Raw genomic sequence first — 25,166 nt, 5'->3', positions numbered from 1 at the left:
CTGCAGGTTTTTTTATTTCCTTGGATAATAATACATCACCCGTTTATTAAAGAGGTGAAGCTGTGCCCGTAACTTTTTTGCAAGGAACTTACACAATTCATTTGCTTTTCCCTTATCACCGAAAGTGGCTGTTTCAGGGAGGGTGAATTGGATATAGGATTGAATCCGCTCAGATCCATCTTCATCCTTAACGACCTCTTGGTCGACGCCTATCAATATCATGTGATATCGATCTTCTTTGGATTGGAGGTATATGGCCTTATCTTTCATTCTTTCCGGTTCCTTCATTTCATAAGGAAATGCCTTCTTATCATAGTCCCAATCCAGCTGCTTTCCGGTTTTCGCTGTGATCATTCGATAATAGTTCAGCAATTCTTTCACGTCTTCGATGGTTACAGTCCCTTTCGCGGACTCAGGAACAAGTTTGATATAGGCATTTTCAGTCATGTGGATCCCCCTTAATAGAATGTAAGAATATATTAACATTTTATGGATGTATTATATACATATCTATATGTAAATGAAAAGTCGAAATTCCTTTTTCACGTAGCTATGCTGAAGCAAGTTGTGTGATGAAACTTAAAAGCAGCCTATAGGGGGGCCTTCGTTAATAAAAAAATCCCGTGTATTAATAAGGCTCTTTTCGTAAAGATTGTTGTTTTTTAAACGAAACGATGTAAGGTTGATTGGAGCGTAAGTGCGAGACTCCTGCGGGAGCAGCGGTACAGGTGAGACCCCACCACAGGCGTTTACGCCGAGGAGGCTCACCGACCGCCCCGCGGAAAGCGAGCATCTGGAGGGGAAATCAACCACACCGCTTTACTTGGTAAATAGCAACATAGTATGCGAAAACAGCCATTAATAAAAAGAATATGTCTAACGAACGATTGAAATCAATTTAATCCAACATGAGATTTCATTAAATGGGAAAAAGTATATATGTTATACTTTTTAGCTTGAAATAATAAATGTGTTATATTATAATTCATGTAAAGCGGTTACATTACGTTATTGATGCATACAATATAGAGGAAGGGGTTGTAAAAATGGGAACTATCGTATGTCAAACTTGCAATAGCACGATTGAACATTTTGAAGATGAAAAAGTAAGTGTACTATATACACACAATCACAACTGCCAAAGCTGTGATACAGCTGCCTCTGAAAAATAAATCGAAAAAGGATTTCAAGATTAATAGAATTTAAGGGTGTTTCAGGATTGTAACCTGGAGCACCCTTTTTATAGAAGCCGGTGCTTAATAATAAAAGGTTCAAAAAACCAGAGCAGCAGACTGCTCTGGTTTGATGGAATCGATCAATTCTTAATAATGCGTAAATATTTTATTTCTGGGTCCTCAGGGCCTTGTACAGGTAGGCCGGCCTCGATGTTTTTCCGGATGTAATTGATATTATCTTCAGTAATCAATTCACCTGGAATGAAGATCGGGATACCAGGCGGGTAAACCATGATGAATTCAGCGCTGATTTTGCCGACCGATTCCTCAATGGGAACCACTTCGGTTTCTGCATAAAATGCCTCCCTGGGTGATAAAGCCAGTGGTGGTGTATCAGGAAGCAGGACTTCGATTTTTTCATGTTCGGCAGCCATTTTCTTAAACTCTTCCGATAAGTCTCTAAGGGCAGCGATCAGCAGATCCGCTTCTGTTTTTGAGTCTCCAGGTGTTATCAGGCAAAGTATATTGTACAAGTCAGAAAGTTCCACTTCGATATTATGCTTTTCACGAAGCCATTTCTCAACGTCGTATCCGGTAATATTCAATTCCTTAATGGATATGATCAATTTAGTTGGATCATAACTATACGCTGCCTTGCTCTCGAGAATTTCGCTGCCGACACAGTATAGATAAGGAATCTCATTAACGGCCTCACGGATATACCCTGCAAGGTTGATCGCTTCATCGACCATTTCCCTGCCTACCGTCGCAAGTTGTCTTCTAGCCGTATCCAGGGAAGCCAGAAGGATATAGGAGGTTGAGGTGGTTGTAAGCATGCTCAATATCGCTTGAACACGATTTGCGGAAACCAATCCAGTTTTAACATTTAATATGGAACTTCCGGTTAGTGAACCGCCCAGTTTATGAACACTCGTTGCAGCCATATCTGCTCCAGCTTGCATGGCTGACATCGGCAAGTCTTCGTGGAAGTGAATATGGACACCATGTGCTTCATCTACGAGTACTGGGATTTGGTGGGAATGAGCCACTTCCACAATTTTCTGCAAATCAGCCGAAATGCCAAAATAAGTGGGATTGATGACAAGCAATCCTTTTGCATCGCTATGTTCGCTTAACGTTTTTTCAACGGCCTCGACGGTGATGCCGTGTGAGATGCCCAAATCTTTGTCTATTTCAGGATTGATGAAAATGGGAACAGCTCCAGAAAATACAATGGCAGACATTACGGATTTATGTACATTCCTTGGAACGATGATTTTGTCCCCAGGCCCGCATACTGTCATGACCATCGTCATGATTGCTCCACTTGTTCCTTGAACGGAAAAGAATGTGTGATCTGCCCCAAAAGCTTCAGCGGCAAGATCCTGAGCTTGTTTAATGATCCCTTTTGGCTGATGGAGATCATCGAGTGGAGCGATATTGATTAAATCTATGGATAATGCATTTTCTCCAATGAAATTACGGAAATCAGCGTCCATTCCTTTTCCTTTTTTATGACCTGGAATATGAAATTGAACGGGATTTCTTTTTGCATGCTGCAATAAGGCAGTGTATAAGGGTGTTTCATTCTGTGACAATTCTTTGTGGCCCCTTTTCAATAAAATAGGTACGAAATATTTAGGAGCATATACTCCCTTTCTATTACGATCGTATGTTTCTCCGATTCCATTCAAATGGTTTGTAAGCTTGTGGATAGACATAAAACATATGAATTATAGCACGTCTTATAATAAATGCCTAGAGTGACTTTAATGTACGGACTTAAACAATTTATATATGTCTTTGTTGTTAAGGGGCTCAATAAAATTATCTGCAGTTTATAAATGTCCATTTTCCTAGTATTTACTGGATTTACTCAAGAATTCTTCTTTTATTAATATTGTATGTGTGTGTTTGAAAATTGAACAGGTAAACAATATTTGCCATAATGAAGTTAATGATCAGCTAAATATACAAACGACCAAAATGAAAAGGGAGATGAGGAGTTTGAAGTGGAAAACGCGTGTGACCGATTTATTAGGCATTCAATACCCAATCGTACAAGGGGGATTGGCCCATTTAGCATATGCAGACCTGGCTGCGGCAGTTTCGAATGCAGGGGGGCTAGGGCAGGTAACGGCCATGTCCTTGGACAACCCGGAGCAACTGGTGGATGAAATTAGAAAAACGAAATCATTGACGGATAAACCGTTTGGTGTGAACTTTGCAATCGGTCAGCATGGAAGGCCTTATGAACATATGCTGGAAGCAGCCTTGAAAGAGGATATTGCAGCTGTTTCCGTAACCGGCGGCAACCCTGGCCCATTTCTTGATTATGTCAAAGGCACCCAGGTAAAAAAACTCGTGCTTGTTGCTGCAAGAAGGCAGGCAATGAAGGCTGAACAGCTTGGGGCAGATGCAGTGATGGTGGTTGGTCAGGAGGGAGGGGGACATTTAGGCCGTGATGATATTGGAACTTCTGTGTTAATTCCTCAAGTTGTGGACTCCGTTAAAATTCCAGTCATCGCCTCGGGCGGATTTGGCGATGGACGCGGTTTGATGGCAGCAATGGCACTAGGTGCTGAAGGAATCGAGATGGGGACAAGATTCATAGCAGTCAAGGAGTGTGTTCATGCACATGAATTATATAAAAATGCCTTGGTTTCCGGCACGGAAAATGATACCGTTATCATCAAGCGGTCCATTGGTGCACCAGCCAGGGTAATTGCTAACAGCTGGACCGAAAAGATCCTGGATATAGAAAAAGAAAACGGCGGATATGAACAATTGAAGGATTACATAAGTGGAAAAGCGAACCAGCGTTATATTCATGACGGTATTGAAGCTGAAGGCTTTGCTTGGGCTGGACAAGTGATGGGGCTGATTCATGATGTACCATCGACTGCTGAGCTATTCAGTCGGATTATCGACCAGGCGGAAGCAATTCGTTCAAAATGGGCAGACTGATATAAATGGTTTGCCGGACAACATGAAAAACTATCTAGAAGGAGCGTGTTTAGAATATGGATTATCAATATCCAATGGATCTTGATTGGTCTACCGACGAAATCGTAGATGTGATTAAATTCTTTGAAGCGGTAGAAAAGGCTTATGAAAATAAAATACAAAAGGAAGAATTCATGAAGGCTTACCGAAGATTCAAGGAAATAGTCCCCGGTAAGGCGGATGAAAAAAAGTATACGGATGAGTTCGAGTCAGTCAGCACCTATTCAGCCTATCTTGTTATAAAGAAGGCAAAAGGAATTGATGACGGAGAATGGATAAAAATGAAAAATTAAAAATATAATTTTTAGAAAACTCCATTGACTTACTGAAGAGATTGTTTTAACATAATAAACAAGAAAAAGATAAAGGCAGTGACGAAGAAGAGTACCTTAATGATGTTCTGCAGAGAGCCAGTGGTTGCTGAAAACTGGTGAACGAATTTAAGCGAATGGACTTCCGAGCCCCAAACCGAAACGGATGAACGGAGTAGGCTTTGGCGATTATCTCATCGTTAACGGAGATAGGCATGTTAATGCCGTAAAGTGAGCTAATTTAGCTAATTAAGGTGGTACCACGGGTTCCTCGTCCTTTGGATGAGGGCCCTTTTTGCGTTTTTATGGAAATGATAATTAAATCTATGAATGAGAGTAGTAATCTTTTTGGATGCGTCACAGAGAGCCGGAAAAGGTGGAAACCGGTACGATATAAGAAGATGAATGGACTTATGAGTGGTTTCTTGAAATAAGTAGGGAAACTCGGCTGCCACCGTTAAAGGGTAATCGCAAGAATTTTTCATTCTTGCTTGAGAGGGAAAAATGATGCGTTTTTCCAACTTGAGGTGGCACCGCGGTATACCGTCCTCTGCAGACACATATTTGTGTTTGCAGGGGATTTTTTTATTGGAGTTTCAATATATATACCTTTTAGAGAAGCATCAAAAAATATCCAGAGGAATTGAAAACTCCGGCACTTGGCCAAAAGGGTTTTCCTTTCGGAGGTTTATAAAAAACGTATAAGAATTGGGAGTGAAATGAGATGAATGATTTGGATGAAAAAAAAATACTCCGTTTTAAAATGGACACGATTGAAGGGGATATCCACACTCCCATTGCCATATTTCAGAAATTGGATGGTGACCAGAAGTTTTTATTGGAAAGTTCAAATTCGCATCATGACAACGGCCGCTACTCTTATCTAGGTTCAAAACCGTACCTGGAGGTGACATCACTTGCTGACCAAGTTCGTGTGAAAGACACTGAAAAAGGTGACCAAATCGTAAAGAACATGAATATCATCGAGTTTCTAAAAAACGAATTATTAGTGGAAATAGGAGAGGCTCCCATACATCTTCCTCCTTTTAACGGTGGCGCAATTGGATATATGGGCTATGATATCATTCGTCTATATGAAAATATAGGTTCGGTTCCTCCCGATTCTCTGCAAATGCCTGATGCTCATTTTCTTTTTTATAAAGAATTGTATATATTCGATCATGTTCTGCAGAAGATCCATCTTTTGACTGCGGAAGAAGATAGTGAAAAAAGTTTATTGGAGATGAAGGGAAAAATCAATCAGGCAAGCAAGCCGTCAAAGGAAATATCGTCGGAATATTTGGAATTCGATTCGAATTTCAGTCAGGATGAATTCGAGAAAATGGTCCTTGAAGTCAAAGCGGCGATTGTAGCCGGTGAAGTGTTCCAAGTCGTTTTATCACAAAGGTTTAAAGCGGACTTCGATGGGGAGCCTTTCGATGCTTACCGACGTTTGCGATTAGCCAACCCGTCCCCTTATATGTTTTATATAGAATTTGGCGATTATACAATCATTGGGTCTTCTCCAGAAAGTTTAATCAGTGTTTCATCAGGAATGGTTCATGTTAATCCCATCGCCGGCACACGGCCGAGAGGGAAAACGGATGAAGAAGATATGGGCTTCGAAAAAAGCCTGCTGATGGATGAAAAGGAACTTGCCGAGCATAAGATGCTTGTTGATTTAGGTAGAAATGATCTTGGCAGGGTTTGCGAAATCGGTTCAATCCACCTCACTGAGGAAATGGAAATTCAAAGATATCAGCATGTCATGCATATTGCTTCGAAGGTTAGCGGAAAGCTTAGGGAAGGGTACACGAGTTTAGATGCCCTTACGGTCTGCCTCCCCGCCGGAACAGTTTCGGGTGCTCCTAAAATCAGGGCAATGGAGCTGATCAATGAACTGGAAAATTGTAAACGGGGGATGTATTCGGGCTCGATAGGCTACATAGGTTTTGGAGGGGATCTTGATATGGCTTTAGCCATTCGGACGATGATCATTAAAGATGGCAAGGCCTATGTACAGGCAGGGGCTGGAATTGTCTATGATTCAGATCCAAAAACGGAATATGAAGAAACACAAAATAAAGCACGCGCTTTAATGGAGGTTCACACTAAATGATTTTATTAATTGATAACTATGACTCGTTCACTTACAACCTTTATCAATATTTAGGGGAAGTGGAAAAAGAAATCGTAGTAAAAAGAAATGACGAAATCACCCTTGCGGAAATTGAGGATCTGAATCCAATGGCAATCGTCATTTCCCCGGGACCCGGCAGGCCGGAAGATGCAGGTATCAGTATGGAGATCATCCGCAATTTTTATGAGAAAGTTCCGCTTTTAGGCATTTGTCTGGGGCATCAGGCCATTGGTGCAGTTTTTGGTGCGAATGTGGTTGGAGCGAAACAAATCATGCATGGGAAAACATCGGTAATCGAACATGATGGAACAGGTGTATTTGCCAAACAGGACTCACAATTCCCGGTAATGCGTTACCATTCCCTTGTAGTTGAAAGGGCGAGTTTGCCAGAAGAACTTACTGTGACGGCAGTAGCACTGGATGACGGGGAAATCATGGCCCTGAAACATCAGGAATTCCCGCTCTACGGTTTACAATTCCACCCTGAATCAATAGGGACGAAAATCGGCAAGGAATTATTACATCAATTTTATGAGATTGCCGGAACCTTTCAATCAGAGAAGCAACAATCCATTTTATAAAACAAAAAACGACTGGGGGAGTTAGCGGTGAAGGAATATTTAGCGAAGTTAGCAGAGCGTCAAACATTGACGGAAGAAGAGATGAGCAGAGCAGCCCAATCGTTATTTTCTAAAGATATCACCGAAAGCGAAATGGCAGCATTCATCATTGCCCTAAAATCCAAAGGGGAAACGGCAGGTGAAATTGCGAGCCTTGTCAGGGTCATGAGAAAAGAAGCAAGAAGTGTACAAACAAGCTCCCTTAATGTAATGGATAATTGCGGAACAGGGGGGGATGGGTCACAAAGCTTCAATATAAGTACAGCATCGGCTTTCGTGCTGGCTGGTGCCGGTGTCAAGGTTGCCAAACATGGAAACCGTAGCATTTCAAGCAAAACGGGCAGTGCGGATGTATTGGAAGAGCTAGGTGTTAATTTGTACTTGGAGCCTGAAATGTTAAAAGAACTGTTGGAGGTAAATGGGATCGCATTCTTATTTGCCCCATCGGTCCACCCTAATATTGCACGGATAATGAAAGTGAGAAAAGAACTGAAAATCCCGACGATATTTAATCTCATCGGACCTTTGACAAATCCAGTCCAACTAGATACGCAATTAATGGGAATCAATCGACGCGATATGCTCGAGCTTTTTGCGGAAGTCCTGCATAAATTAGGCAGGAAACGCGCGGTCGTCATAAATGGTGCCGGATTCATGGATGAAGCGAGTCTACAGGGGGAAAATTCACTCGTGCTCTTGGAGCAGGGAGATATTATCCCATTTACGCTGCATCCTGAAGAAGTGGATCTGCCGGTTTACGGAAATGATGCCATCCGCGGCGGTGATGCCAAACAAAATGCCGATATCATGCTTAGGCTTCTCAAGGGGGAAAAAGGGGCCTATCGTGATACCGTTTTATTGAATGCTGGATTGGGATTATACGCACATGGAACGGCAGCAACAATCAAAAAAGGAATCTCCATGGCCAAGGAAAGCCTTGATAGCGGATCGGCTCTTGCAAAGTTAGAAAATCTGATTGCTTATGGCAATAGAAATAAGGTGGTCATGTAATGGAAAATATTTTAACGAAAATCATCGAACAGAAAAAGGTGGAAGTCGCAAAATTAAAAGAAAGGGGCTTAGGTGATTCGGTCATGGTCAACATAGTCAGACCATCTTTGGTGGATAATTTGAAAACGGCGAAATCGATGGCTGTTATCGCGGAAATAAAACGGGCTTCACCTTCAAAAGGGGACATTAAAATCAATGTTAATCCGATCGAGCAGGCCCTTTCATATGAAAGCGGCGGAGCGGCAGCGATATCCGTATTGACGGATGAGGCTTTCTTTAAAGGATCAATTGCAGATTTGAGAAACGTAAGCGAGGCTATACGGATTCCCAGGCTGTGCAAAGATTTCATCATCGATGAAATCCAAATCGATCGCGCCCATCAAGCTGGTGCAACTATCATTCTATTGATTGTGGCAGCACTTTCTAAAGAACGACTTCATGAATTATATCAATATGCAAAAAAGAAAGGGCTTGAAGTATTGACGGAAGTCCATGATGAAGCTGAACTAAAACAGGCTCTCGAGCTGAATGCTGAGCTCATAGGGATTAACAATCGGAATTTAAAGACCTTCAAAGTGGATTTGGCTGTAACGGAACGATTGGCGAAGTTACTTGATCCGGCACGTCATATCATTATCAGTGAAAGTGGCATCAAGACAAAAGAAGACGTGATGCGTGTGAAGGAAGCTGGTGCAAAAGCGATTTTAGTCGGGGAGACGCTGATGACTGCATCAAATCTTCCGCACACGATGGCCGAACTGCAAATGAGTATATAAGGAGATTAATATGTTAGTGAAAATCTGTGGGATAAAGACATTGGCTGCCGCTCAGACTGCTGTTGAATCAGGGGCAGACTTCATTGGTTTCATCTTTGCCGAGAGCAGCAGAAAGGTTGAGCCAGAGAGAGTGGGAGAATTCGGGGCCAATCTAGCTGGACATGTTAAAAAAGTCGGAGTTTTTGCTAATCAAACTGAACAAGAAGTGATAAAAAGTGCTGAAATTGCAGGATTGGATTATATTCAGCTTCATGGTAACGAGTCTGCCAGCTTCGCCCTCAGAATGCCCTTACCGGTGATCAAGGCCTTTGCGGTCAATTCAGAACAAGACCTTGAAAACCTTCATGAATACCCAGCAGATTTTCTGTTGGTTGATCTTCCTAAGAGTTCATCTGGAAAGGGATTGACTTTGGATTGGGATATGATCCGAAAAGCGGATCTGCCACTGGGAAAGGTGATTCTAGCGGGTGGGCTGACTCCGGAAAATGTCGGAAAAGCGATTGATGCCGTTTCACCGTTCGCAGTTGACGTAGCCAGTGGTGTTGAAACAAACGGATTAAAAGATGGAGCAAAAATAAAAGCATTTATTAATGAGGCAAAATATACAGCCGGAAAAGAGGAATGAATAGATGAACACTTATACACAGCCTGATAAAACTGGACATTTTGGAGCATATGGAGGCCGTTTCGTTCCAGAAACTTTAATGGCGGCGATTACGGAGCTTGAAGAAGTATATGAACAATCTAAAAATGATCCTGAATTCCAAAGTCAGCTAAGCTATTACCTGAAACAATATATCGGTCGGGAAACACCACTTTATTTTGCGGAGAACTTAACGAGACTGGCTGGTGGTGCAAATATTTACCTGAAGCGCGAAGACTTGAATCATACCGGGGCCCACAAAATAAATAATACGATTGGTCAAGCTTTGCTGACTCAGAAAATGGGCAAGAAAAAGGTGATTGCCGAAACGGGTGCAGGACAGCATGGTGTAGCAACGGCGACTGTGTGTGCATTGCTGAAGTTGGAATGCATCATCTTTATGGGAGAAGAAGATATCAGGAGACAGAAATTAAATGTATTCAGGATGGAGCTCTTGGGAGCCAAGGTCATATCTGTATCACAAGGAAGCGGGACACTGAAGGATGCAGTGAATGAGGCGTTACGATATTGGGTGGCGAATGTGGATGACACCCATTATATAATGGGATCGGTTCTTGGACCGCATCCATTCCCCGTTATCGTTCGTGATTTTCAAAGTGTGATAGGGAATGAAACAAAGCGTCAATATTCGGAGGCGGCTCATTCCCTACCGGATGCAGTAGTCGCTTGCATAGGCGGAGGAAGTAATGCAATGGGAATGTTTTATCCCTTCATTGAGGATGAAGCGGTAAAATTATACGGAGTGGAAGCGGCAGGGCATGGACTTGAAACGCCATTGCATGCTTCAAGTTTGACGAAGGGGAAACCTGGGGTGCTCCACGGGGCATTCATGTACGTATTGCAGAACGAGGACGGTCAGATCCAAGAGGCACATTCAATTTCAGCAGGTCTGGATTATCCAGGGGTAGGGCCTGAACATAGTTACTTAAAAGATACAAATCGGGTGGAATATACTTCAGTAACCGATGCTGAAGCCTTAGAAGCTCTAACATTGCTTTCAAGGGAGGAAGGGATCATCCCTGCTTTAGAAAGTTCACATGCGATTTCCTACGGTTTAAAGCTTGCTAAAGAAATGGAGAAAGGAACAGGATTGGTAATTTGCCTGTCCGGCCGTGGTGATAAGGATGTTGAAACGGTTCAATCGTTGATAGGGGGTAGTAAACATGAATAAATTAACAAACGCGCTTCAAGAATGTAAAACAAAACAGGAAAAAGCATTCATCCCATATATTATGGCAGGCGATGGAGGTCTTGAGCGGTTAAAGAGCCAGCTTCTTTTCCTTGAAAACAGCGGGGCGACTGCCGTTGAACTAGGTATCCCATTCTCTGACCCTGTCGCAGATGGACCGGTTATCCAACAAGCTGGCATCCGTTCTTTGGAAAATGGAACAACTTTAAAAGATGTCCTGAAAAAAGTAATGGAAATCAAAAATGATCTGACCATCCCAATTATTTTGATGGGATATACGAATTCAATCCTGGCGTATGGACTTAAAGAGTTTACGAATGACTGTCTACAAGCAGGGATTTCGGGGTGCATCATCCCCGATTTACCGATTGAAGAAGAAACCATCTTTTCATCAATCAAAACTGCAGGAATCGTCCTTATCCGACTTGTGACGCTCACGTCATCGAAAGAGCGTATCACTGAGATTACCGCAGGGGCTGAGGGCTTTATCTACGCAGTTACAGTTAAAGGCATTACAGGTGCCCGTGACGCCTTTGGAGAAGAACTTGGAGGCTATTTAAAGAAGGTAAAAGAGATAAGTCCGGTTCCCGTTCTTGCTGGGTTCGGCATATCGACGCCAGATCATGTCCGTGATGCAATACAATACTGCGATGGAGTAATAGTCGGCAGCAAGATCATCGATTGCTTCGAGACAGGTAAGGAAGATCAAATTAGTGACTTGATACAAGCAAGTAAAGGGGTAGTGCAAAAATAGGAATGGAGAGACTCCCAGGCAGCCCTCAGTTTGTAGGCAAAGGAGTTCTATCCTAAAATAAAGTGGATTGGTGCAGGTGTTCTGAGTCTCCTCTTAGAAAAGCGTGTCCAAGGGAGACCTTGCAGGCGCAAGACCGTTAAAAACCTAAAAAAACTGTAGACAAACTCTATAATGATCGAGTTTGTCTAACAGTCTAAGGAGAGCCTTATGGCTCTCCTTTTATCTTAACCAGTTTTTTGTTGGATCCGAATACCAATCAAATGTGTTTAATTTAATTGGTATAAGGGTAAAAGATGTTCAAACGCATCTTGAATGGTTTGAATGAAATCATCATCTTTTAACTTAATGGCGTCATCACGGGAAATTTTTATTCCGCATAGAATTTCGGCTTTCTTTACCGTTTGCAAACGAGTGAACATTGAATTCAAATCATCTACTCCAAGATCTTCATGAGGGATGACATCAGGTTTTGTATGGTCCATTGACCAAACATAATGGGAGGGAATGCTATTCACCAATCGGTCTGCCTGCTGCTCCAGATGCTTTCCGATTTCCGTTTTATTAGGGGATTCATAAATGACGGCATACCAGATGAACATATGCGTTTCCCATAAACCGATTTGGAAATGCGGCATCATTTTATAACCTCTGCTGTTGGCAGCGAAAGCAACCCATGTATCATTAGGAGGATTCACTGTCCGTCTAGCATGCCTTGCGACGTGAGGGTACATTTCATCGCCGGTCATAACTGACAGTTTTTGAGAAAAGTGCTCTCCTAGGGCTAGTAATTTGGGCTGGATCCGTTCTTTTAAAGCATCCATGCGGGGTTCCAATCCATCAATTTTAAAAACATCAAAATCACTTGCTGTAAAACTTGCTATTTTCATTTTTCATCTCTCCTACCGTAATATCTGCACATATTGTAGCATAAGTAAAAGTAAAATTTAAAAAATACGATTTGAGTTGGCGATGTAAAATTACTTATAGGTTAAAGCACAAATTAGTTGCTATTTGTTGTAGGAAATCATATGATAATATAAATTCAGAAAATTACGTTAATTGATGAAGGGAGAATGTTAATTATGAAACAAGTCATGAACCAAGCATTAAAAGCTAAAGAAGTTGAAAGACATAGAGCTGCAGTGTTGAGAATGGAAATGGACTATGAATTAGCAACCCTTTTTGAAGCAATTGGTGAAGAGAATGACCAAAAGAGGTCACAATGCAAGCAAAGGCTTGAACGCATCCGCTTGGAATTGTTAAAACTGAAAGCCTTGTAATGATTGGCTGCAGAGATCTTGAAGGAGAATGAATAAAGGAAATGAATCAATTTCAATACAAGGAATTTTATTATAGATGAACGGACACTTTATTTTATTAAAAAATAATGTGTCCGTTTTTCATTAAATGTCCAATATAAATAAGGTGGTATTTTATTTTGGTTGGGTACCCTTTAATAAGGAAGGGAAAGGTTCAGTCAAAGTGGTCTGAAAAGTATTTGTGCGGGCTACTCATGATTGCGAAACCGATTAATGGATGATCAAGGAACCTTCTTTCTTCATATATGTTTTAAAAAATGGAAAATTTAAGATGTTAAAAACTTGAAGGCAAGCTATATTTGCTTTAATCTTTAGAAGTGGATCATTTTAATGTAGTTTCTGATCATAAAGGACGGGGATATTATAATGGCATCGGTCAAGGAAATGGATACATATGCGAAGTTATGGATGAAAGAAGCGGGTACTAGGCTAAGGGCGTCCTTTAAAACCAAGTTGAATATTGAAATGAAAACGAATCCGAATGATTTGGTCACTAATATGGATAAGGGGATAGAAAAGTTTTTTTGCGAAAAAATCGGCGAAGTCTTTCCTGAACACCGCATTTTTGGCGAAGAGGGAATGGGCCATGATATTAAAGACTTAAAAGGTACGGTGTGGATAATCGATCCAATTGATGGAACGCTGAATTTCATTCATCAACAGAGGAATTTTGCAATTTCTCTTGGGGTTTTTGTGGATGGCGTTGGAAAGATTGGCATGGTTTATGATGTCTTCAGTGATGAATTATATCATGCGGTCAAGGGGCAGGGAGCATTTCTGAATGATCAAAGGCTTCCATCGCTTGAAGAGGCATCAGTAAGCAAAGCGATCATTTCTATTAATGCTAGCTGGGTAACGGAAAACCGGAGGATTGACCCGAGTCTTCTGGCACCGCTGGTTCGGGATGCAAGAGGGACACGTTCTTATGGCTCGGCAGCATTGGAGCTGGCATTCGTGGCAGCTGGAAGGATTGATGCATACATAACCATGAGACTCATGCCTTGGGATTTTGCCGGGGGAGTTTTACTGGTTGAGGAAGTGGGCGGGGAAGTAAGTAATATTAAAGGTGACAGATTGAATTATTTGGAAGGAGACTCACTTTTCGTATCTAAACCTGGGCTTCACAAAGAAGTATTCGATAAATACTTATCAGGAAAATCCAGCAATTAGCATCAGGGGCTTTTTGCATGCAGGATAAATATCTTGCATGGATGGAATCAAATCCTCATTTTGAAATAATTAACAAAAAAAACTCGCTGTCCGTCAGCGAGTTTTTTATATTATAACTTCCCGGCTTCGCGTAATTTCTTCTTCTGAGTGAAACCGAAACCCATGACTCCGCAAAGAATAACGATTGCAGCCAATATTCCAATCAAGCTTTTTTCAGCAATGAAGATGCCAATGGAGCCAATGCTGGATGTTGCCAATACCGCTAATATTAAGAAATTCCATTTAATGTTCATTAATATCACCCCTAATATATCTATTGTACATAATTTCTGTATTTGTTTCTAGTATGTTTGTGATATAATATGTAAGTTAATACTAGTGATACGTTATACACAAACTTTTTTAGGAGTGAATTTTTTGAAATTAAGAGAAAATATTCGTAATATAGCCATCATTGCCCACGTTGACCATGGTAAAACAACGTTAGTGGATCAGTTGCTTAAGCAATCTGGTACTTTCCGTGAAAATGAACATGTGGAAGAACGTGCGATGGATTCTAATGCGATTGAAAAAGAACGCGGAATTACGATTCTTGCGAAAAATACAGCAGTTCAATACCAAGATACAAGGATCAATATTTTGGATACACCTGGTCATGCCGACTTTGGTGGTGAAGTGGAACGAATCATGAAAATGGTTGATGGCGTTCTTCTTGTTGTTGATGCATATGAAGGCTGTATGCCGCAAACTCGCTTCGTGTTGAAAAAAGCATTGGAACAAAAGATCACGCCAATCGTTGTCGTGAACAAAATCGATAAAGATTCTGCACGTCCAAATGAAGTGGTCGATGAAGTAATTGACTTATTCATCGAACTAGGAGCCGAAGAAGAACAATTAGACTTCCCAGTTGTCTTCACTTCAGGTATTGCCGGTACTGCAAGCTTGGATTCAGATCCTTCTAAACAAGAAGAAGATATGACCCCACTTTTCGAAACAATCGTTGAAACGATCCCTGCACCAATTGATAACTCAGATGAACCGCTTCAATTCCAAGTGGCTTTACTTGACTATAACGATTATGTAGGACGTATTGGCGTTGGCCGTGTATTCCGCGGTAAAATGCATGTAGGTCAACAGGTTTCATTAATGAAACTTGATGGGAAGGTTAAACAATTCCGTGTAACGAAAATCTTTGGTTATATCGGCTTGAAGAAAGTTGAAATCCAAGAAGCCGTTGCCGGTGATTTAATTGCCGTTTCTGGTATGGAGGATATTAACGTAGGGGAAACAGTTTGTCCGACTGAACATCCTGAAGCTCTACCTATCCTGCGTATTGACGAACCAACATTACAGATGACTTTCCTTGTAAATAACAGCCCATTCGCAGGCCGTGAAGGTAAATTCGTAACAGCTCGTAAAATCGAAGAGCGTTTGAGAAACCAATTGCAGACTGATGTCAGCTTAAGAGTCGAAAATACTGATTCTCCGGATGTCTGGATTGTTTCAGGTCGTGGGGAGCTTCACCTTTCCATCCTGATCGAAAACATGAGACGTGAAGGTTATGAACTGCAAGTTTCTAAACCCGAAGTTATCGTTCGTTTGATTGATGGTGTTCGTTGTGAGCCGGTTGAACGTGTACAAATCGACGTACCTGAGGAGCATACTGGTTCGATCATGGAATCAATGGGAGCCCGTAAAGGTGAATTATTGGATATGATCAACAGCGGAAGCGGTCAAGTTCGTTTACTGTTCACGATTCCAGCTCGCGGACTTATTGGCTATTCAACGGAGTTCTTAACGATTACACGCGGATATGGTATCATGAACCATTCATTTGACAGCTACCAACCAATGGCACAAGGTCAAGTCGGCGGAAGACGTCAAGGTGTACTTGTATCCATGGAATCAGGAAAAACTACACAATATGGTATTATGCAAGTAGAAGACCGCGGTGTTATTTTTGTTGAGCCAGGTACGGATATTTACGAAGGCATGATCGTCGGGGAACATAACCGTGATAGCGATTTGACTGTTAATATCGTTAAAGCGAAACAAATGACAAATATGCGTTCAGCAAATAAAGACCAAACTTCTTCCATGAAAAAACCAAGAATCATGTCCCTTGAAGAAGCCCTGGAATATTTGAACGATGACGAGTACTGTGAAGTAACTCCGGATTCAATCCGTCTTCGTAAAAAAATTCTAGATAAAAACGAGCGTGAAAGAGCAGCTAAAAGAAAAAAAGTTGCTGTTGAAGAAAAATAAATAGCAAGAGGAGGAGAAAAGATTGGATATCCAAGAGCGATTATCATTTTTTGCAGCATTGTACAGAGTGGATGAAAATCCTGAAGCAGGAATGTGGTATTTATATTTGACGGTCTTTGGATTATGCATCCTTGTCTATCAGTTAGGTTTTGCCAAAAAGTTACCATTGCTGAAAAATGTGGTCATTTATGTGGTAATGGCACTTGGATGTACCCTTCTTTCTTTCTTTGCGGTGTTTCTTCCTATGGGGGAAGCATTAGTCATCGCTTCGCTTGTTCTGGGGATTTATAGGATCCGTCTTCATAATTCGAGAAAAGAAGAACAGGCTTAAGAGGATGAAATCATTACAGGATGCTTTATACAATTGGTTGACGATCAAAGTTGTCTGTGATGCAAGGCCTGATGATACTGCTGCACGCGAAACAGAAATGTTTTTCATGCAGATGCTGAAAGACGATCATCAGGTGATAATCGATTCGGTTACAAAAACAGAACCATTTTATTTCGTCGAGTACCTTATGGGAGACGAAATGAAAAAGCAAAGGTATCCGATTGAATTGATTGATATCATGTTAGACCAAATTCAGTTAGAGCCAGAAAAGTATAAAAATATCGAGTAATGATAAAAAGAACCGTGCGATTTACGCACGGTTCTTTTTTTATATTGCTTTAGGGAGGAAAAGCCCGTAAAAAAGATGTAAGATTGTCCACAAAAAGAAAGCTGTCAAATCAGAAGGAAGGACAACCTCTGTTTTCGACAGCGCCGATAGTGGGAAGTAAAGCATGATGGCGGGAATGATCGTGATAAAAGCAAGTGCGTATTTGTTCCATTTCCTGAAAATTTTCAAAGGATGAAGAATATAAGCGTAACTAAACGTTATGGCAAGTGAAAAAAGGAGATGGAAAAAGAACAATGATGCCTCACTCCAGGAAACAGATCCAATTAGAGGAAGGAAATCCACATTCAATAAAAGCTTATACACTTGCTTGCCGGAAAACATTTCTACCCACTTCATTATCAATCCAAGCAAGACTCCATTGATGAGACCAATCAGGCAAACTTTATAAAATATCCTACCATTCATCTTCATTTTTGATCGTCCGGTACAGGCGGAAGTTTCCGGTTGCAATCCGTTCGTTCGTACGCTCTTCTATGCGTTGGTTGCATGTATTGCACATATAGGTATGGATAGGGCGGTTACGAAGTTTCTTTGCTTCCGGGCTATCATCAGGTATAGATTCAATTTGATCGCATATTACACATTTAACCTTCATATTAGTTGAACCTCACTTCAATTTGAATATGCTTTTAAGTATACCAATATTTTTATGGTAAAACGAGGATAAAGTGAAACTAACATATGAACGTTAACGTTACTTGATTCATGGCGGATAAAGACAAAAACCCGAAGATTGACTTCGGGTTAGGAGATTCATTCTTTAAAGTGATTGGATTGATCATTTTGCTCTTTATCGAGTTCTTTTCTTTCCGTTTCATCATCAAGTTTATTTTTTTCCTTTTCAATGTTCTTGGACGGCGTTGGGGTTAAAATATCACCAGGAACCTCAGGAATGACCCGACTTGTGATGTCAGCCAGTTCATTTAGTATCCCGGTTACTGGTTTGCCGTCTTTAATGTCTCTGGCCACCTCCCTGATCCGCTCATTTATATCCGGATCAGCGACGATGAGGGCATTTGCACCATCAGGATCATGTTTTAAAGTTTCTCCTACGGAGTACTTTATCGTTCCTACCTGTGAGCGCTCAATATCTTGGTCAATATCTATTCCGACGATGGCATATTTGCCAAGTACGACTGCGGTGGCATCGTTCACCTCCGGAATGGATTTAGCCAAACCGGTGAGTCTTTCCGCTGTTTGCTGACCAGTATTTCTGTCTGCTTCCTTAATGGTCGTATTATTGACTTTCGTTAAATTGTTTTTCGCATTATTTTCAGACACTTCATTTTTATTATCCATTGTGCAACCTGACATCAACAGAACCGCAGCGAGCGACAATATGATTTTTTGCAATGTGAAACCTCCTTAATGCTCTTTTTATGTTCCAGCCTGTCCATCACTACCAAGTCTGATGCATATAAGTATAAAATGCCGTAAAACATGGTGTAATCAATGTTGGGGATTGCATTCTTTGCTGGAAGTTTTCTTTATAGTCTGTAAATGTTCTTCTATCTTTATGCAAAGGAACATATATTTTATCAACAGTCTCGTCCGCTACATAAATGCTGAGTGTAGTAAATGGTAAGGCATATCCTATAGAGCAGGCAGGAGGCGTCATATTGGGGAAAAAAATCTATGTTTTAGATACGAATGTCCTGTTGCAGGATCCGTATTCGATTTATTCATTCGAAGATAATGAAGTGGTCATTCCAGCAGTCGTATTAGAAGAATTGGATTCGAAAAAAAGGTATATGGATGAAATCGGTAGGAATGCCAGGCAAGTATCGAAATTGATCGATGGCTTTCGGGAAAAAGGGAAGCTGCATCAGAGCATTCCGCTTCATAATGGAGGCAGCATAAGGATTGAACTCAACCACCGTTCATTTCATAAACTTCAGGAAATTTTTGTAGAGAAAACGAATGATAACAGGATATTGGCAGTCGCAAAAAATTTATCTTTGGAAGAAGAGACGAAGGAAGCTGGAAAAACGGTCATTTTGGTTAGTAAAGATACTCTCGTCAGGGTTAAGGCTGATGCGATCGGTCTTGAGGCAGAGGACTTTTTAAATGACCGTGTCGTAGAACTGGACCATATTTACGCTGGGCATAAAGAAGTGTTTGTATCGATTGATAATCTGAATAAGTTTTATGAAAAAAGTTTTCTAGCACTGGAAGAACTGACAAAAGATTCATATTATCCAAATCAATTCCTGTTGATGAAGGACACGCTGGGCAGTTCAGCTTCTGCGATAGGGATTGTGGATGAGAATTGCAGGGTCGTTAAGAAATTGATGTATGAAGGGGAACATATTTGGGGAATTAAACCGAGAAATGTCCAGCAGACGATGGCCCTGGATTTGTTGCTTCGTTCGGATATCAAGCTTGTGACGCTCATTGGTAAGGCTGGGACAGGTAAGACTTTATTGGCATTGGCAACAGGATTGATGCAAACTGAAGATTTGTCACAATATAAGAAACTTTTGGTTGCCAGACCGATTGTTCCGGTTGGTAAAGATATTGGTTATCTGCCAGGGGAAAAAGAAGAAAAATTAAGACCATGGATGCAGCCTATTTTTGATAATCTCGAATTTTTGTTCAATACGAAAAAACCTGGGGAATTGGATGCCATTTTAGCAGGCATGAGTTCGATCGAAGTGGAAGCCCTCACCTATATTAGGGGAAGGAGCATCCCGGATCAGTTCATCATCATTGATGAAGCACAGAACTTAACGAAACATGAGGTCAAGACCATTTTGACGAGGGTCGGGGAGCGAAGCAAAATTGTATTGATGGGAGATCCCGAGCAAATAGATCATCCGTATTTAGACGAGTATAATAATGGTTTGACATATGTGGTGGAAAAATTCAAGACTGAGCGTATTGCGGGCCATGTTAAATTGATAAAAGGGGAAAGATCTGGATTGGCCCAGCTGGCAGCTACGCTTTTATAATGCAATCGGCAAGGGATATCCCTTGCCGATTGCTCTAAAGTTTTTGGTGAGAATGGACTAAGTCTTATTTAACAGTGAAAGACCGTACATTTTTTATCGGATCATTGATGTTGGAAGCGTCTCCGAAATAAATTTCCAAAGGACCGCCCTCGGATATTTTAAGCGGCTTCCCTTCCTTGGAAAAGCCCAGGAAAAATCCAAGTGCCGTTTCCAACGGGAATGTAAGCTCCTCATCATCAGTTGTAACGATGACTTCAGTTACCCCATTTTCAGGTTCGGCATTTTTTAAAAAAGGTTCAAAAGGGATGCCGAAGGTCCCTTCAAGCAATCTTTGCTTCTCGAACTTTCGTTCCGTTTTTAATGTGGGTGGCATTATTGCGCCTTCCTGAATTTCTTTTTGCCAATGTTTGGAGGCGGCAATCGTATATTCTTCTAATTCATTGACTTGGACTCTTTCAGCGTGGAAATATGTATTTATCTCAACTTTACGGTCATCAAAAATCCATACTCCGGGATCTAGCGTAATTGGATATTTCACTTTTCCATTTATAAATACGATGGGTTCCAAATATCTCATTCCTTTCTGTTGCTCTTTAATGATTATAATCAATTATAATTGAAATGTCACATCTTCACGATGGTGAATAATTTTCATGGCTGGGTATATTCATTTGAGAGGTGATCGTGACATCTCAATGGCAAATTGTTTGTCAATGTCCTTGCTTTTTCACAAAACTAAAGGTAGAATTTAGAGATAAGATTTAATCGCTCTGAGCGGGGGGATTTAACATGGCATCTGATATGCTTGTCAATCATCGAGAAAAAGCTTATGCTTTATTAAAAGCAGATGCTGACAAGATTTTAAAACTGATAAAAGTTCAAATGGAAAATCTTACTATGCCTCAATGTCCTTTATATGAAGAGGTCCTTGATACACAAATGTTCGGTCTATCAAGAGAAATTGATTTTGCCGTACGCTTAGGTTTGGTAGAGGAAACCGAGGGTAAATCCCTTTTGGAAACCCTTGAACAGGAATTGTCAGTTTTGCATGAAGCATCATTAAAAAAATAATAGATAAAACATACTAACTCAAACAAATCTCGATGATTGTTTGAGTTTTTTATTTATGTACATAATTAATTAATAGTGTTATACTTTATTCAATAGTGACATACTAATTGATTTCACGGAAGCTCAATCTGAGTTTTTTCATTATTTTGAATTTTTTCTTTGCCATTAGGAACTTATGGTCTTGTTCCTGTGATTGGGCATTGGAGTCTTGGTGGGAAATCAGATTTAATTCCTTGTTTTTTTATACGAATATATGTAATTTTTTATTTTTTTATTGTATTCAGTTAATTTTAGTATTATTGTTATATTAATTGAATGTTAAATCAAATTGATAATATATTATTATAGCTAAATTTTATTTAGCTAATGGTGTTGAGCTTTTTTTAGTCTTTATAGGATGTAAAAAACAAAAATATAAAATATATCGAAATAATTACATCAGCGATAAAATGAGCTTAATCAGATTGGACTCCTTATTTGGGAAATCAATTCATGAATAAAAAGTGGTGGAAATCTTTCACGCTTTTTTTCTATATATTCAATAAAAATACATATTGATTAGGGTGGTAGCAATGGCGAAACGTATAGAAAAAGTACTTGCGGCAAATCGTGGGGAAATAGCGATAAGGATTTTTCGTGCATGTACGGAATTAGACATTCACACAGTTGCAATCTATTCAAAGGAAGATTATGGTTCTTATCACAGATATAAAGCGGATGAGGCATATTTGGTCGGGGAAGGCAAAAAGCCGATTGATGCATACCTGGATATTGAAGGCATAATTGCGATTGCCAAAATGAGCGGAGTCGATGCGATTCATCCCGGTTATGGTTTCCTTTCAGAAAATATTGAGTTTGCGAAACGTTGTGAGGAAGAGGGCATAATTTTCATCGGACCAGAATCAAGACACCTAGATATGTTTGGTGACAAAGTGAAAGCCAGAACACAAGCTGAACTGGCTGATATTCCGGTTATCCCTGGTAGCGATGGACCGGTGACCAGTGTTGAAGAAGTTAAGGAATTTGGTGAACAATATGGTTTTCCAATTATTATAAAAGCCTCTTTAGGCGGCGGCGGACGCGGAATGCGGATTGTCGAAAAAATCGAAGAAGTTGAAGAGGCTTATGATCGCGCAAAATCAGAAGCTAAAGCGGCTTTTGGCAATGATGAAGTCTATGTAGAGAGATTCATACAAAATCCGAAGCATATCGAAGTTCAGATTTTGGCTGATACTCATGGGAATATCGTCCATTTATATGAACGTGACTGTTCCGTTCAGAGACGGCATCAAAAAGTTGTGGAAGTGGCACCTTCCGTTTCCCTTTCCGAAGATTTAAGGGAAAGGATTTGTGAGGCAGCCGTCAAGTTGGCGAAAAATATTGATTATGTAAACGCTGGTACGGTCGAGTTCCTTGTCGCAAATGGCGAATTCTACTTTATTGAAGTCAATCCACGGGTACAGGTTGAGCATACCATTACTGAAATGATTACGGGCATTGATATCGTCCAATCTCAAATCATGGTAGCTGAAGGGCATGAACTCCATGGCAAAAAGATCGGGATTCCCGAACAAGCAGGAATTAAAACTCATGGATATGCGATTCAATCAAGGGTGACGACTGAGGACCCATTGAATAATTTCATGCCCGATACCGGGAAAATGATGGTTTACCGTTCCGGTGGGGGATTCGGTGTTCGTCTGGACGCAGGGAATGGGTTCCAAGGTGCGGTCATCACACCATATTATGATTCCCTTCTCGTTAAACTTTCGACTCATGCGCTTTCATTTGAGCAGGCAGCTTCCAAAATGGTTCGTAACCTTAAGGAATTCAGGATTCGTGGAATTAAAACTAATATCCCCTTCCTTGAAAATGTTGTTAAACATGAAAAATTCATAAATGGGGAATATGATACATCATTCATTGATACAACACCGGAATTATTTAGCTTCCCAATCAGAAAAGACCGTGGGACAAAAATGCTTTCATATATCGGAAATGTGACCGTGAATGGATTCCCCGGAGTCGAGAAAAAGAAAAAGCCTGTTTTTGATCCAGCTCCAATTCCGAATGTTGGTGGTCTGCCGCTTATCTCTGGTACAAAAAATATACTTGAAGAGCAAGGTGCAGAGGGTCTGGTCAAATGGATTAAAGAACAGAAAGAGGTATTGATCACCGATACGACTTTCCGTGATGCACATCAATCTTTACTGGCGACGAGAATCAGGTCGAAAGATATCCTTGATATCGCTGAGCCTACAGCAAAACTCCTTCCTGATTTATTTTCAATGGAAATGTGGGGAGGGGCAACTTTCGATGTCGCATATCGCTTCTTGAAAGAAGATCCATGGGACAGGCTGTTAAGTTTCAGGAAAAAAGCTCCGAATGTCCTTTTGCAAATGCTTTTAAGGGCTTCAAATGCAGTTGGTTACAAAAATTACCCTGATAATGTCATTCGTGAATTCGTGGAGAAATCAGCGGATGCAGGCATTGACGTTTTCCGTATCTTCGATAGTTTAAACTGGGTTAAAGGAATGGAATTGGCAATTGATGCAGTCCGTCAATCCGGCAAAATTGCGGAAGCTGCCATTTGTTATACAGGGGATTTGAATGATCCATCACGCAGCAAGTATAATATCGAATACTATAAAAATATGGCGGTGGAATTAGAACAAGCCGGAGCCCATATTTTAGCGATCAAGGATATGGCCGGCCTCTTGAAACCTGAAGCTGCTTACCGCCTTGTATCGGAACTGAAAGAATCGACATCCCTTCCGATCCATCTGCATACCCATGATACAAGCGGAAATGGAATTTACATGTATTCTAAAGCGATCGAAGCTGGTGTGGATATCGTTGATACGGCGATAGGTTCTTTAGCTGGACTGACTTCGCAGCCAAGTGTACAAACACTTCATTATGCATTGGAGGGGTCAAGCAGACAGCCTAAATTGGAAGTCGATTCACTAGAGCGTTTAGGAGAATACTGGGGAGAGGTCAGGAAATTTTATCATGACTTCGAAAGCGGCATGAATGCACCTCATACCGAGGTTTACAAACACGAAATGCCGGGCGGTCAGTATAGTAATCTGCAGCAGCAAGCCAAAGCAGTGGGGCTGGGAGACCGCTGGCATGAAGTGAAAGAGATGTATCAGCGCGTCAATGTAATGTTCGGCGATATCGTTAAAGTAACTCCTTCATCCAAAGTTGTTGGGGATATGGCGTTATTCATGGTCCAAAATAACCTGTCTGAAGAAGCTGTTCTGACAAAAGGAAAATCCATCGATTTCCCTGATTCAGTCATAGAGTTATTCGAAGGCTATCTAGGTCAGCCAGTTGGGGGATTCCCTAAAGAGCTTCAGGAAGTTATCCTGAAAGGGAAGAAACCTATAACAGTAAGACCGGGTGAATTATTGGAAGAAGTGGACTTTGCAGCACTTAAAGAAGAATTATTCAAGGAATTGGGACGGGCAGTCACTGATTTCGATGTTCTTGCATATGCCCTATATCCAAAAGTATTCCTGGACTACAATAAAACGATTGAGCTGTTTGGAGATGTTTCCAACCTCGATACCGCTACTTTCTTATATGGCATGAGGCTAGGGGAAGAAATCGAAGTTGAAATTGAAAAGGGTAAAACACTCATTGTAAAATTGGTTTCAATCGGTCAGCCATTGGCTGATGGAACAAGGGTCGTTTATTTTGAGTTGAATGGTCAATCACGTGAAGTGATCATCAAGGATGAAAACATTAAATCTTCCGTTGTATCAAAAATGAAAGCAGACCCAAAAAATAAAGAACAACTCGGTGCGACAATGCCAGGTACGGTTATTCGTGTAGTGGTCGAGAAAGGCGATCAGGTCAAGCAGGGGGATCACCTAATCATTACGGAAGCGATGAAAATGGAAACTACCGTTCAAGCACCATTCTCCGGGACCATTAAAGATATTTATGTAAAAGATGGAGAAGCGATCAGTACTGGAGACTTATTGATTGAAATATCTAAGTAATCTAGCTGACTGTGACCTTGTGAATGATTTGGGGTATATGGGGTATGCTTGAGG

26 protein-coding genes and 2 other annotated features are annotated in these 25,166 nt (G+C 40.9%); of the genes, 18 read left to right on the top strand and 8 right to left on the bottom strand.

Annotated features, from left to right (window positions below; all coding sequences use genetic code 11):
- Positions 1 to 12 precede the first annotated feature (12 nt).
- The gene (locus MPH60_RS14985; RefSeq protein ID WP_230177589.1) at positions 13 to 447 is read right to left on the bottom strand and encodes a DUF1885 family protein; all 435 of its coding nucleotides are present in this window, start codon (positions 445 to 447) and stop codon (positions 13 to 15) included.
- Positions 448 to 1,046: 599 nt separating this feature from the next.
- Between MPH60_RS14985 and MPH60_RS14980 the strand changes: the two genes are divergently transcribed.
- The gene (locus tag MPH60_RS14980) at positions 1,047 to 1,172 is read left to right on the top strand and encodes a GapA-binding peptide SR1P (protein WP_072272684.1); all 126 of its coding nucleotides are present in this window, start codon (positions 1,047 to 1,049) and stop codon (positions 1,170 to 1,172) included.
- A 143-nt stretch (positions 1,173 to 1,315) separates the two neighbouring features.
- Here the strand turns inward: MPH60_RS14980 and MPH60_RS14975 are convergent, their stop codons facing one another.
- A complete protein-coding gene (locus MPH60_RS14975; protein WP_241590430.1) occupies positions 1,316 to 2,773 on the bottom strand; it encodes an aminotransferase class I/II-fold pyridoxal phosphate-dependent enzyme in 1,458 nt (485 codons plus the stop codon).
- A gap of 373 nt (positions 2,774 to 3,146) precedes the next feature.
- Between MPH60_RS14975 and MPH60_RS14970 the strand changes: the two genes are divergently transcribed.
- The 9 genes from MPH60_RS14970 to trpA all read left to right on the top strand — a co-directional run bounded on the left by MPH60_RS14970 (position 3,147) and on the right by trpA (position 11,646).
- A complete protein-coding gene (locus tag MPH60_RS14970; RefSeq protein ID WP_336275397.1) occupies positions 3,147 to 4,142 on the top strand; it encodes an NAD(P)H-dependent flavin oxidoreductase in 996 nt (331 codons plus the stop codon).
- A gap of 56 nt (positions 4,143 to 4,198) precedes the next feature.
- Positions 4,199 to 4,474, top strand: coding sequence for a UPF0223 family protein (locus MPH60_RS14965; protein ID WP_063596342.1), 276 nt, complete (start codon positions 4,199 to 4,201; stop codon positions 4,472 to 4,474).
- 69 nt (positions 4,475 to 4,543) lie between these two features.
- Positions 4,544 to 4,774, top strand: a binding site (T-box leader).
- A gap of 35 nt (positions 4,775 to 4,809) precedes the next feature.
- Positions 4,810 to 5,046, top strand: a binding site (T-box leader).
- A gap of 170 nt (positions 5,047 to 5,216) precedes the next feature.
- Positions 5,217 to 6,611, top strand: coding sequence for an anthranilate synthase component I (gene trpE / locus MPH60_RS14960; protein WP_241590428.1), 1,395 nt, complete (start codon positions 5,217 to 5,219; stop codon positions 6,609 to 6,611).
- Positions 6,608 to 7,213: an anthranilate synthase component II gene (locus MPH60_RS14955; protein ID WP_241590427.1), complete on the top strand. Its 606-nt coding sequence runs from the start codon at positions 6,608 to 6,610 to the stop codon at positions 7,211 to 7,213. The genes trpE and MPH60_RS14955 overlap by 4 nt, the downstream gene beginning before the upstream one ends.
- Positions 7,214 to 7,240: 27 nt before the next feature.
- Positions 7,241 to 8,263 (top strand): anthranilate phosphoribosyltransferase, encoded by a 1,023-nt coding sequence (gene trpD / locus MPH60_RS14950; RefSeq protein WP_241590426.1) that lies wholly within the window; start codon positions 7,241 to 7,243, stop codon positions 8,261 to 8,263.
- Complete coding sequence (gene trpC, locus MPH60_RS14945; protein ID WP_241590425.1) at positions 8,263 to 9,039, top strand: indole-3-glycerol phosphate synthase TrpC; 777 nt, start codon at positions 8,263 to 8,265, stop codon at positions 9,037 to 9,039. Before trpD ends, trpC begins: the two co-directional genes overlap by 1 nt.
- 10 nt (positions 9,040 to 9,049) lie before the next feature.
- The gene (locus MPH60_RS14940) at positions 9,050 to 9,664 is read left to right on the top strand and encodes a phosphoribosylanthranilate isomerase (RefSeq protein ID WP_241590424.1); all 615 of its coding nucleotides are present in this window, start codon (positions 9,050 to 9,052) and stop codon (positions 9,662 to 9,664) included.
- A 4-nt stretch (positions 9,665 to 9,668) separates the two neighbouring features.
- A complete protein-coding gene (gene trpB, locus MPH60_RS14935) occupies positions 9,669 to 10,874 on the top strand; it encodes a tryptophan synthase subunit beta (RefSeq protein WP_241590423.1) in 1,206 nt (401 codons plus the stop codon).
- Positions 10,867 to 11,646: a tryptophan synthase subunit alpha gene (trpA, locus tag MPH60_RS14930; protein ID WP_241590422.1), complete on the top strand. Its 780-nt coding sequence runs from the start codon at positions 10,867 to 10,869 to the stop codon at positions 11,644 to 11,646. The genes trpB and trpA overlap by 8 nt, the downstream gene beginning before the upstream one ends.
- Positions 11,647 to 11,912: 266 nt before the next feature.
- On the opposite strand, the gene MPH60_RS14925 is transcribed toward trpA, so the two are convergent.
- Positions 11,913 to 12,533 (bottom strand): DUF1054 domain-containing protein, encoded by a 621-nt coding sequence (locus tag MPH60_RS14925; protein ID WP_241590421.1) that lies wholly within the window; start codon positions 12,531 to 12,533, stop codon positions 11,913 to 11,915.
- Between the two features lie 195 nt (positions 12,534 to 12,728).
- On the opposite strand from MPH60_RS14925, the gene MPH60_RS14920 reads away from it, so the two are divergent.
- Positions 12,729 to 12,926 (top strand): hypothetical protein, encoded by a 198-nt coding sequence (locus tag MPH60_RS14920; protein WP_034314018.1) that lies wholly within the window; start codon positions 12,729 to 12,731, stop codon positions 12,924 to 12,926.
- A gap of 405 nt (positions 12,927 to 13,331) precedes the next feature.
- On the top strand, positions 13,332 to 14,135 hold the full coding sequence (locus MPH60_RS14915; protein WP_241590420.1) for an inositol monophosphatase family protein: 804 nt from the start codon (positions 13,332 to 13,334) through the stop codon (positions 14,133 to 14,135).
- Between the two features lie 110 nt (positions 14,136 to 14,245).
- Here the strand turns inward: MPH60_RS14915 and MPH60_RS14910 are convergent, their stop codons facing one another.
- On the bottom strand, positions 14,246 to 14,428 hold the full coding sequence (locus MPH60_RS14910) for a YlaF family protein (protein ID WP_241590419.1): 183 nt from the start codon (positions 14,426 to 14,428) through the stop codon (positions 14,246 to 14,248).
- Between the two features lie 124 nt (positions 14,429 to 14,552).
- Between MPH60_RS14910 and typA the strand changes: the two genes are divergently transcribed.
- Genes typA through MPH60_RS14895 form a run of 3 tightly spaced genes read left to right on the top strand, consistent with a single transcriptional unit; the run spans position 14,553 to position 17,020 of the window.
- Positions 14,553 to 16,400: a translational GTPase TypA gene (gene typA, locus MPH60_RS14905; protein WP_241590418.1), complete on the top strand. Its 1,848-nt coding sequence runs from the start codon at positions 14,553 to 14,555 to the stop codon at positions 16,398 to 16,400.
- A 22-nt stretch (positions 16,401 to 16,422) separates the two neighbouring features.
- Positions 16,423 to 16,731 (top strand): YlaH-like family protein, encoded by a 309-nt coding sequence (locus tag MPH60_RS14900; RefSeq protein ID WP_034314008.1) that lies wholly within the window; start codon positions 16,423 to 16,425, stop codon positions 16,729 to 16,731.
- Between the two features lie 4 nt (positions 16,732 to 16,735).
- On the top strand, positions 16,736 to 17,020 hold the full coding sequence (locus tag MPH60_RS14895; protein WP_241590417.1) for a hypothetical protein: 285 nt from the start codon (positions 16,736 to 16,738) through the stop codon (positions 17,018 to 17,020).
- Positions 17,021 to 17,059: 39 nt separating this feature from the next.
- Here MPH60_RS14895 and MPH60_RS14890 read toward each other — a convergent pair whose 3' ends face one another.
- The 3 genes from MPH60_RS14890 to MPH60_RS14880 all read right to left on the bottom strand — a co-directional run bounded on the left by MPH60_RS14890 (position 17,060) and on the right by MPH60_RS14880 (position 18,433).
- Positions 17,060 to 17,491, bottom strand: coding sequence for a hypothetical protein (locus MPH60_RS14890; protein ID WP_241590416.1), 432 nt, complete (start codon positions 17,489 to 17,491; stop codon positions 17,060 to 17,062).
- Positions 17,475 to 17,675: a YlaI family protein gene (locus tag MPH60_RS14885; protein ID WP_072272690.1), complete on the bottom strand. Its 201-nt coding sequence runs from the start codon at positions 17,673 to 17,675 to the stop codon at positions 17,475 to 17,477. The genes MPH60_RS14890 and MPH60_RS14885 overlap by 17 nt, the downstream gene beginning before the upstream one ends.
- A 158-nt stretch (positions 17,676 to 17,833) precedes the next feature.
- A complete protein-coding gene (locus MPH60_RS14880; RefSeq protein WP_241590415.1) occupies positions 17,834 to 18,433 on the bottom strand; it encodes a YhcN/YlaJ family sporulation lipoprotein in 600 nt (199 codons plus the stop codon).
- A 266-nt stretch (positions 18,434 to 18,699) separates the two neighbouring features.
- On the opposite strand from MPH60_RS14880, the gene MPH60_RS14875 reads away from it, so the two are divergent.
- On the top strand, positions 18,700 to 20,031 hold the full coding sequence (locus tag MPH60_RS14875) for a PhoH family protein (protein ID WP_241590414.1): 1,332 nt from the start codon (positions 18,700 to 18,702) through the stop codon (positions 20,029 to 20,031).
- Between the two features lie 64 nt (positions 20,032 to 20,095).
- Here the strand turns inward: MPH60_RS14875 and MPH60_RS14870 are convergent, their stop codons facing one another.
- Positions 20,096 to 20,599 carry a peptidyl-prolyl cis-trans isomerase gene (locus MPH60_RS14870; protein WP_241590413.1) on the bottom strand — a complete coding sequence of 168 codons (504 nt, stop codon included), beginning with the start codon at positions 20,597 to 20,599 and terminating at the stop codon, positions 20,096 to 20,098.
- 221 nt (positions 20,600 to 20,820) lie between these two features.
- Here MPH60_RS14870 and MPH60_RS14865 point away from each other — a divergent pair, with 221 nt between their 5' ends.
- Together MPH60_RS14865 and pyc are read left to right on the top strand one after the other, a co-directional pair.
- Complete coding sequence (locus MPH60_RS14865) at positions 20,821 to 21,102, top strand: YlaN family protein (RefSeq protein WP_034313996.1); 282 nt, start codon at positions 20,821 to 20,823, stop codon at positions 21,100 to 21,102.
- A 572-nt stretch (positions 21,103 to 21,674) separates the two neighbouring features.
- Complete coding sequence (gene pyc, locus MPH60_RS14860; protein ID WP_241590412.1) at positions 21,675 to 25,112, top strand: pyruvate carboxylase; 3,438 nt, start codon at positions 21,675 to 21,677, stop codon at positions 25,110 to 25,112.
- Positions 25,113 to 25,166 lie beyond the last annotated feature (54 nt).

Origin of the sequence: Peribacillus sp. Aquil_B1 (assembly GCF_022603275.1) — a bacterium.
GTDB lineage: Bacteria > Bacillota > Bacilli > Bacillales > DSM-1321 > Peribacillus.
Note: the sequence above shows the minus strand (reverse complement) of the source record. Positions and strands in the feature narration are given on the sequence as shown.